This is a genomic window from Aquiflexum sp. (genome assembly GCF_041751335.1).
Classification (GTDB): domain Bacteria; phylum Bacteroidota; class Bacteroidia; order Cytophagales; family Cyclobacteriaceae; genus Aquiflexum.
In genome coordinates this window covers 1-8,979 of sequence record NZ_JBGSXS010000318.1, presented here as the reverse complement: position 1 = coordinate 8,979, position 8,979 = coordinate 1, and the positions used below count along the sequence as shown (strand labels likewise).

9 protein-coding genes are annotated in these 8,979 nt (G+C 39.2%); 5 read left to right on the top strand and 4 right to left on the bottom strand.

The genetic code is table 11. The features are described from left to right. Positions 1-94: 94 nt before the first annotated feature. From ACEW8U_RS17785 to ACEW8U_RS17765, 5 genes are all read left to right on the top strand, one after another. Positions 95-673 carry a hypothetical protein gene (locus ACEW8U_RS17785; protein ID WP_373523402.1) on the top strand — a complete coding sequence of 193 codons (579 nt, stop codon included), beginning with the start codon at positions 95-97 and terminating at the stop codon, positions 671-673. A gap of 222 nt (positions 674-895) precedes the next feature. Further along, a complete protein-coding gene (locus ACEW8U_RS17780; protein WP_373523401.1) occupies positions 896-1,435 on the top strand; it encodes a Crp/Fnr family transcriptional regulator in 540 nt (179 codons plus the stop codon). Positions 1,436-1,508: 73 nt separating this feature from the next. Further along, positions 1,509-1,724 carry a (4Fe-4S)-binding protein gene (locus ACEW8U_RS17775; protein ID WP_373523400.1) on the top strand — a complete coding sequence of 72 codons (216 nt, stop codon included), beginning with the start codon at positions 1,509-1,511 and terminating at the stop codon, positions 1,722-1,724. Between the two features lie 30 nt (positions 1,725-1,754). Further along, positions 1,755-2,678 (top strand): DUF5996 family protein, encoded by a 924-nt coding sequence (locus ACEW8U_RS17770; RefSeq protein ID WP_373523399.1) that lies wholly within the window; start codon positions 1,755-1,757, stop codon positions 2,676-2,678. Continuing rightward, positions 2,671-4,176 (top strand): glutamate synthase-related protein, encoded by a 1,506-nt coding sequence (locus tag ACEW8U_RS17765; protein ID WP_373523398.1) that lies wholly within the window; start codon positions 2,671-2,673, stop codon positions 4,174-4,176. The genes ACEW8U_RS17770 and ACEW8U_RS17765 overlap by 8 nt, the downstream gene beginning before the upstream one ends. Before the next feature lie 1,003 nt (positions 4,177-5,179). Here ACEW8U_RS17765 and ACEW8U_RS17760 read toward each other — a convergent pair. The 4 genes from ACEW8U_RS17760 to ACEW8U_RS17745 form a co-directional block, all read right to left on the bottom strand. After that, a complete protein-coding gene (locus ACEW8U_RS17760) occupies positions 5,180-5,986 on the bottom strand; it encodes an exonuclease domain-containing protein (RefSeq protein ID WP_373523397.1) in 807 nt (268 codons plus the stop codon). Positions 5,987-5,988: 2 nt separating this feature from the next. Then, positions 5,989-7,359, bottom strand: coding sequence for a UDP-N-acetylmuramate--L-alanine ligase (gene murC / locus ACEW8U_RS17755; RefSeq protein ID WP_373523396.1), 1,371 nt, complete (start codon positions 7,357-7,359; stop codon positions 5,989-5,991). A 275-nt stretch (positions 7,360-7,634) separates the two neighbouring features. Beyond that, entirely contained in the window at positions 7,635-8,498 is an 864-nt protein-coding gene (locus tag ACEW8U_RS17750; protein ID WP_373523395.1) for a fumarylacetoacetate hydrolase family protein, read from the bottom strand. A 150-nt stretch (positions 8,499-8,648) separates the two neighbouring features. Next, positions 8,649-8,979: transposase (locus ACEW8U_RS17745; RefSeq protein WP_373523394.1), on the bottom strand; the 331-nt coding region annotated here is incomplete at its 5' end.

Sequence of the window (8,979 nt, the reverse complement as noted above, 5' to 3'; positions counted from 1 at the left end):
TACAAAATCAAAATGATATAATGACCAGCTTATGTTGAAGATTGGTAAGAAAATAGGAACGTGCAGAAAAAACCTTACGTGAAATATTGAAAAAATGTTGAAGAAAATTTTGTTTCCAATTATTGCGATATTCTTGGCTTACAGGTCTTATGAACTATTAAAGACACTTTGGTTTGTGGAACCTTCTGAACTCGTCCTCCCAATCAGAATTTTACTTGCTTTTTTATTGAACTTATTTATTACTGGATTTTTTGCGTTTTTAGGATTCGCATACAAGACAAATAGAATATTGGGCGAAAATTATTATCGTATAAAGAATCCGAATTTTATCTCCCGATTGTCTAAACTCTTGAAAATTGAATACTTCAAAAAATTTCTTCTACTTGTATTTTGGGGCAAGGAGAAAAATAGGCAGAGATATTTTGACGGCACAAAATTGGGTTTAGAAAATTTTGAATACCAAACTAGGCAATCTGAATTTGGACACCTGGCAGCATTGATTGTAATTCAAATGGTGGTATTTATTATGTTGCTTAAACAACATTACGCAATAGCTTTTTTCACCACAATATTAAACCTTATTTCAAATTTTTACCCAGTTATACTTCAAAGGAATCATAGAATGCAGATTTCAAGAATTAGGAACATTTTAAATAGAAAGCCGAGCGTATAGACGAGAATCATTAATTTAACTTTAAGTCTAATTCAATTCCATCAGAAAAATAAACTGACCCATTTATAAATTACTGATTCGGATAGGGTGGATAGGTCCGGTTTATTTTTTGATAGAATCATCAGGTTGGAGATTTCATTTGATGAAGGATTGAAACAGCGGTATTTTAGCAAACTACTTGTTAACAAATATTATATTTGATTAAGTCAGCATTGCAAGCCCATGGAAGAATTAAAACACATATTGGAAAATGACCCAAGTGTCAAAATAACAAGCTTTAAAAAAGGCGATATTTTACTACAGTCCGGCGTTTCAAGTGCACATAGGTTCTTTGTTAAAAAAGGAATATTGCGGAGTTTTATTATTGATAGTAAAGGAAAGGAGCACATTTTTAGTTTTGCATCCGAAGGCTGGATTATTGGTGACGTAGAATCTTTGGAGTTTGACAGACCCGGGGAGTTGTTTATAGATTGCATAGAAGATGCCGAAGTCATCATTTTTGATAAGGAGATTTTCTCATTCGACAACCTGTCAAAAGAAGATTTCATCAATTATACCCACCTGCTATACAGAAGAATGGGCATATTACAAAGAAGGGTCATGATGCTATTGAGTGCTCCTGCTGTAGATAGATATGCCTATTTTCTTAAAACCTATCCCGAACTGCCCAACAGGATTCCTCAGCGTATGATAGCAGCATTTTTGGGCATTACACCTCAAGCCCTCAGTACCATCAGGTCGAAAATAGCTTCTTCTGAATAGACGGTTTTATTCATCTACATGAATGCGGGGGGAAAAATTAGTGCTTTAATTTGACATTATAACTTTAACCATTATGAACAAAGAATATTCAAACGGCGAAATTACCATCAAATGGCAACCCAAGCTTTGCCAACATGCAGGTATTTGTGTGAAATTATTACCTGATGTTTACAAACCAAAAGAATCTCCCTGGATCAGCATCGGGAATGCTTCCACGGAAGATCTGAAAAATCAGGTCAATAAGTGCCCATCCGGTGCTTTGAGCTTTACTGTAAACAATGATACCTAACAAACCAAATCACTGCCAAAACTGATCAATATGGAAACAAAACATATCCCTTTAGCTTGGCCAATCTTGGAATTCGGCAAACTGAAAGATACCTTGGAAACCCTGCATCAGTGGATTCAGATAGTGGGTAAAATTCGGTTGCAGGCCATGCCTTGGCAAAACCACTCTTGGCATGCCACTTTGTACCTTAGCGCTCATGGATACACCACACAAGGCATTCCCTATGAAGGACGTGTTTTTCAAATCGAATTTGACTTTGAAAAGCATAAGGTTTTTATTGAATGTACAAATGAGAAAACTTTGAGCATTGACCTTCGACCCATGACGGTGGCCCAATTCTATACTGAGCTATTTGAAAAGCTTTTTAAGTTAGGCATTGATGTAAAAATCCATGGAAGCCCGAATGAGATGGATCCTGCCATTCCTTTCAATGAAAATACACTGAACAAGACCTATGATCCGGAGGTCGCTTGCACGTTGTGGCATGCCATGTTGAAAGCCAATCAGGTTTTCAGCGATTTCAGAGGTGGTTTTCTTGGCAAAAGCAGTCCTGTGCATCTGTTTTGGGGGGCTTTTGATTTGGCCGTCACCAGGTTTTCCGGACGTCCTGCACCATTGCATCAGGGTGGGCTGCCCAATATGCCTTTAGAGGTAATGCAGGAAGCCTATTCCCAGGAGGTTTTTAGTGCTGGATTTTGGCCGGGATCCCAAGATTTTCCACCAGCATTTTACACCTATGCTTACCCTGCCGATCCTGCATTTGGTCAACAAAAGGTATTGCCCGATGAAGCCTTTTACAGCCCTGAAATGGGTGAGTTTTTTTTGAAGTATGAAGATGTACGACAGTCAGAAGATCCCGAAGGAATGCTCCTTTCGTTTTTGCAGAGCAGTTATGAAGCAGCAGCAGTCACATCAAATTGGGATAGAGACAAATTAGAACGAAACCATGGATAAACCGAAAATAGCAGATAGAAAACCAATTAAGACTGAACTTAAGGCAGGCGAAGAAAATTATTGGTGCGCCTGTGGCTTAAGTAAGAACCAACCATTTTGTGATGGTTCCCACCGGACTACGGACTTTACACCAGTCAAGTTTGTTGCAAAGCAGACAGGTGATGCTTATTTGTGTATGTGCAAGCATACCAAAAACCAACCATACTGCGATGGGACTCATGCCAAATTGGAGCAAAGCAAAGATAGCGAAGCATCAGCCCCGGTAAGTACCGGATCCACTAAAGAAGAGCCCACTTTGGCATACATCAAAGCCCTGGCAAGGGATGGTTTGTCAAAAACAGGGCATCATGGTGAAATGGGAGCTATGGGTGTACCCGGTCCCGAATTGCCCCTATGGAAAGACATACAGATTCTGGCTGCCCAACTGGCAACCAAACCCCTGATGGAAGATGTGCCTGTAGGTTCGGAGTTGATTATCGGACCAAATGCTAAAAAACCCTTAAAATTGGACATTCCTTTATTTGTGTCTGATATGAGTTTTGGCGCATTGTCCGAAGAGGCTAAAATTTCTTTGGCAAAAGGAGCTGAATTGGCAGGAACGGGCATTTGTTCGGGAGAAGGCGGCATGTTGGATGAAGAGCAACAGTCCAACAGCAAATATTTTTATGAATTGGCTTCTGCCAAATTCGGGTTTGATTGGGAAAGGCTCAAAAGGGTTCAAGCCTTTCATTTCAAAGGTGGGCAAGGTGCCAAAACCGGAACAGGCGGACACCTTTCAGGTAACAAAGTGGTAGGCAAAATTGCACAAGTCAGAAATCTGGAAGAAGGTACTCCGGCAGTTTCTCCGCCCACTTTCAAAGATTTAAAAACTATTGAAGATTTTAAAAGCTTTGCTGATAAAGTCCGTGAAATTACAGGCGGTATTCCGATAGGGTTTAAGCTATCTGCCAATCATATTGAAGCAGATATTCAGTTTGCTTTAGATGCAAGTGCAGATTATATCATCCTGGATGGAAGAGGTGGTGGAACAGGCGCCGCTCCCTTAATTTTTAGAAATAATATCTCAGTACCCACTATTCCGGCATTGGCAAGAGCAAGGCATTATCTGGATAAGGTAGGCAGAAAAGATGTGACCTTGATCATTACGGGAGGAATTCGGATTCCCGACGACTTTATCAAGGCCATGGCACTTGGTGCAGATGGCATTGCATTATCGAATTCTGCCATACAGTCCGTCGGTTGTGTTGCTGCAAGGATGTGTCATACCAACAATTGTCCTGCAGGGATAGCCACACAAAAACCGGAATTGCGGAAATTGATAAATGTAGAAAAATCAGCAGAAAAACTGTTTAATTTCTTTTCTGCATCTACCGAATTGATGAAAGTGATGGCAAGGGCCTGCGGTCACGACCATTTGAATCAATTCAATATAAAGGACATCACCACCTGGAAAAAAGATATGACAGAATTAGCGGGAGTAAAATTTGCTGGATTATAAATTTATCTTGCCAACCTAACATAAGACAAATGCGAGACAAACTGCTATCCGCCTTAGGTGGAATTTCTCTTCAGTAACTTTGCTTAGGAGAATATCTTCATACTTTGGAATTCCGTACTGCCTTTATCCTTGACCGTTTATATAACTGCCACCCCAGTAACTAGATTCACTTAGGGTTTATTATTAAGGAATTTGTAGTTAATTATAAAAAACAGCAATAATGTGAAAGCTTACACAATAACACGCATTACTTTTTCACTCCTTATCTTATTTTTATTGGGCTTTGATAAAAATGAGGATAGTTCAGTAGATTCAATTGTAAACATTACCAATTCGGAATCGCCTTTTGACTTGCAAGTTGTCAATGCAAAATTTGCAAAAAATGTTGCCTAGGATAACAAGGAAAGAACGCAGTTTGATATATGGCTACCCAATTCCAATACACCCACAGGTTTGGTGATTTATGTACATGGTGGCGGGTTTTCAAGTGGCGATAAGGACTTTGTTTATGCTGCGCAGTAGGGTGGGGCTTGGGATTTTCCTTCTGACATCAGGTATTTACTTCAAAATAATGTTGCTTTTACTACCGTTTGCTACACGCTTTTAACAGGAAAAATAGGTTAAATTTTGATATGTAGTATAAAAAATGAATAGCATGCTAATATTGAGATACAAGACTCCATAAATCGCTCCATCAGTAAACTGAGCCTACCGCAACAGTTGAAGTTGCTAGATTTCATCGAATCTTTAATTATTAAAAAACAGAAAGGTAAGCCGGATGGTTTGGTCAAATTTGCGAAGGAAGACCTCAAAGAAATAGAATAAGCGGTTGAAGATTGTGATCAAATAGATAAAGATAAATGGTAAATATCTATTGGATATTAACACAGTAATTGTACTTCAATATGACCTTACATTGGTAACCAGAGATAAGCATTTCCGGAATATTGACCGCTTAATAATAGAAAAGTGGTGAATTCTAAGCAGATTGTCTAATTGGTCATTACCTCTGATTAAAAGCCCTTAACTTAACCTGCGTAAACTTCCTTTTAGTATCCAAAGGAAAATCACCCTTCATCATCCAATCATAGTAGGAGGGTTCTTCTTTGAGGACCTGCTCGATTGGTTTTCCTTTGTGTTTACCGAAATTGAAACATTCCACGCCTTCTTCATTGAAGATAAACCTGCCTGCCAAATCCACCATCTTTTCATTGAGAATGCTATGGATTTTTTTCATGTCATTTTCAAAAATTCCCAACTTATTTCCCAATAAATCTTCGGCTTCTTCACCATTGTATTTGGCAATTTGCGCTTTGAAAACTTCATAGGACGCAATGGTATCTGCTTCTGCACTATGGGCATTTTCCAAGGTTTGGCCACAATAAAATTTATATGCTGCCGCTAGATTCCTTTTCTCCATCATGTGGAAGATTTTTTGGGAATCAAGGAGGTTTCTTTTTTCGATATCGAAATCTATTCCTGCTCTCAAAAACTCTTCAACCAATAGAGGTATATCAAATTTGAGTACATTGAAACCTGCCAAATCCGCCCCGACCAAAAATTGATGATATTCTTTGGAAATTTCTTTAAAAGTAGGAGCGTCCTTCACATCCGCATCATAAATACCATGAATCAAGGAAGTTTCCCTAGGAATAGGAATGGTAGGATTGATTAATGAGGTTTTGATTTCTTGTTTCCCGTCAGGTTGAACCTTCAAGATAGATATTTCAACTATTCTGTCTGTGGAAATATTGATACCTGTAGATTCAAGGTCAAAAAATGCTACGGGATTTTTTAAGTTTAAATTCATCTTTATTTGTTTTGATTTATTTTGGTTTTTAGTTGAGATAGATCCATATCATCATAATTGCCCGAACTCATCAACAGTAAATTGGTATTCAGATAATCCTGTGATTCAAGAAAAACTTTGAGTTGGTCAATATTCGTGAAAAGCTTCAGGTCATTTCTTTGGAAGGCATCCCTAAGGGTTTCCTCATCCATTATCTCTAACTTTTTTAAAGATACGGCTTTTGGATTTAAATAAATAACTGCCAGGTCAGCCTTGTCAAAGGTATTCGCATAGTTGTGGACGAAATCCTTGTTCAATGAACTGTATGTATGTAATTCCTGGACAGCAATTAATTTTCTTTCTGGAAATTGATTTTTAACGGCGTTGACAGTTGCTTCCAATTTGGAAGGGGCATGGGCAAAATCTCTATATAGAATTGAATTTTCTGATTTTGCTAAAACCTCCTGCCTTTTTGCAGCTCCTTTAAATTCCTGAATGGCCTGATAAAACTGTTCCTTGGATAACCCTAGGCTCAAACATATTTCAAGGGCACCTTGAAGGTTTTGAAGATTATGCTCTCCAAAAACATTGATAGAGATTTCACCTGAATCGATTAACAGGTAGGTGACTCCATCATTGATTTTGTAAGGATGTGCTTTGTAAGGGATAAGGTTGTCTATTTTTCCTTTTACTTTTTGCCCCAATTTTTTGACATGTTCATCCTCTGAACAATAAATAAAGTAACCGCTTTCCGGTGTCAAGTCCACCAGTTTTTCAAACTGCTCTTTATAGAAATCAAAAGTCGGGAACACATTGAAATGATCCCAGGCAATACCGCTCATCAGTAGGATATCGTGGTGGTAATGGAAAAACTTAGGTCTTCTATCCAAAGGCGATGTAAGGTATTCATCCCCTTCGATGATGATAACAGGGGCATTGGATAATTTGACCATCAGGTCAAAACCTTCGATCTGTGCACCTACCAAATAGTCAAAGTCCATTTGATGGTATTTAAGCACATGGAGAATCATGGAGGTGATACTTGTTTTGCCATGGGAACCGGAAATGACCACTCTTTTTTTATCCTGACTTTGTTCGTAGATAAATTCCGGAAATGAAAATACAGGGATATTCAGTTCTTTGGCCTTTTGAAGTTCAGGGTTGTCAATTCGCGCATGCATCCCGAGAATAATACCGTCAAGACCGGAATGGATTTTATCAGGATACCAACCTTTTTCTTTTGGAAGAATTCCTGCTTTTTCTAACCGGGTTCTGGAAGGTTCATAGATTTCATCATCAGACCCAGTGACCTGATAACCTTTGGCAGCCATAGAGAGGGCAAGGTTGTGCATGACTGCACCGCCAATGGCGATAAAATGATATTTCTTTGTCATATAAAATCAGCAAAGCCCAAAAGTAACAAATGATTTTTGGAGGAGGGTCGTTAGGGAGGATTTTTTAGTCGCAGTCTCAGTTTGCAGTAGGCAGTTTACAGTTGTTGTTTATAGTTTACAGTAGGCAGTGGTCAGTTTGTAGTAGAAGTCAGTTTACAGTAAAAAGTGGTCAGTGGATTTCAGGCATTGTCAATTGCCCACTGCCCACTGAATACTGCGATGTACTGCGACTGCCCACTGAATACTGCCCACTGCGACTGCTCACTGAACACTGCCTACTGCCCACTGCCCACTGCGACTGCCACTTGCTTCGCAGTTCCTAGGCCATCTATCCCCAATTCAACCACATCTCCTGCTTTGAGGTATCTTGGGGGTTTTAAACCCAAACCGACACCTGAAGGAGTTCCTGTTGAGATAATGTCTCCTGGAAGTAAGGTCATGTATTGGCTGATGTAGGAGACTAGGGTAGGAATATCGAATACCAGGTCGGAAGTATTACTGTCCTGTAGTTTTTCACCGTTTACATTGAGCCAAAGTCTGAGGTTGTGGGGGTCTTTGATTTCATCTTTGGTCACGAGGTAAGGGCCAAAAGGTGCAAAGTGGTCTGCGCTTTTTCCTTTTACCCATTGACCGCCGTGATTTAATTGAAAATCTCTTTCACTGACGTCATTGTGCAAGGCATAACCTGCGACATAATCCATAGCTTCTTCTTTTGTGACATAGGTCGCTTTTTTACCAATGACCACTGCTAGTTCTACTTCCCAATCTGTTTTTGTAGAATTTCGGGGAATGAGGATAGAATCATTGGGACCGCATAGAGAGGAAGTGGCTTTCATAAAAAGAATGGGTACTTCCGGAACAGCCATTCCGCTTTCTTTGGCATGCATGGTATAATTTAATCCCACACAAATGATTTTTGAAGGTCTTTTGATGGGAGAGCCCAAACGGATTGATTTGCTGATTTGGAGTAGTGTGGACTCGGTTTGTTCCAACCACTCGGAAAGCCTTTCCAAGCCATTATTTTCAAAAAACTCTTCGGACCAGTCTTCTCCAAAAGCACTGCAATCGAGCCATTGACCATTTTTGTTTTCTATTCCTGGTTTTTCTTTTCCTGTTGTACCGAATCGAATAAGTTTCATAGTGGGGTATTTTAGATTTATAATTTTAGATTTATGATTTTAGATTTACGAAGCGAGAGACGAGAGCCGAGAAATTAGAAACAAGAAACAAGAGCCAAGATTCTGTGTTAAGTTTCAAGTAAAATCTTTATTTTTATCTTTGTATATAAATCAGCTCAAGCTAGATTCAAAAGGCTCTGCCGTTTGTTGCAGGGCCTTTCCTTTTTCTTCATAGTTTTGTTCGAAAGTTGTTTTTGTTTTGTAGAGGATGTAGGCCAGTTCGAGAAGTTTTCTTTGGATTGCTACCAATGCTTTCATTTTAATTCCATGTCTTCCGACTAGTCTTGCATAGGTATCTTTATACTGTTCACAGTGTTTTACCGCAGTAAGTGCGGGCAGATGTACTGCTTTTCTCAGATATCTGTTTCCTCTTTTTGATATTTTTGGTTTTCCCTTGACCGAAGTCCCTGATTGTTTTTCCTTGACATCCAAGCCGGCAAAA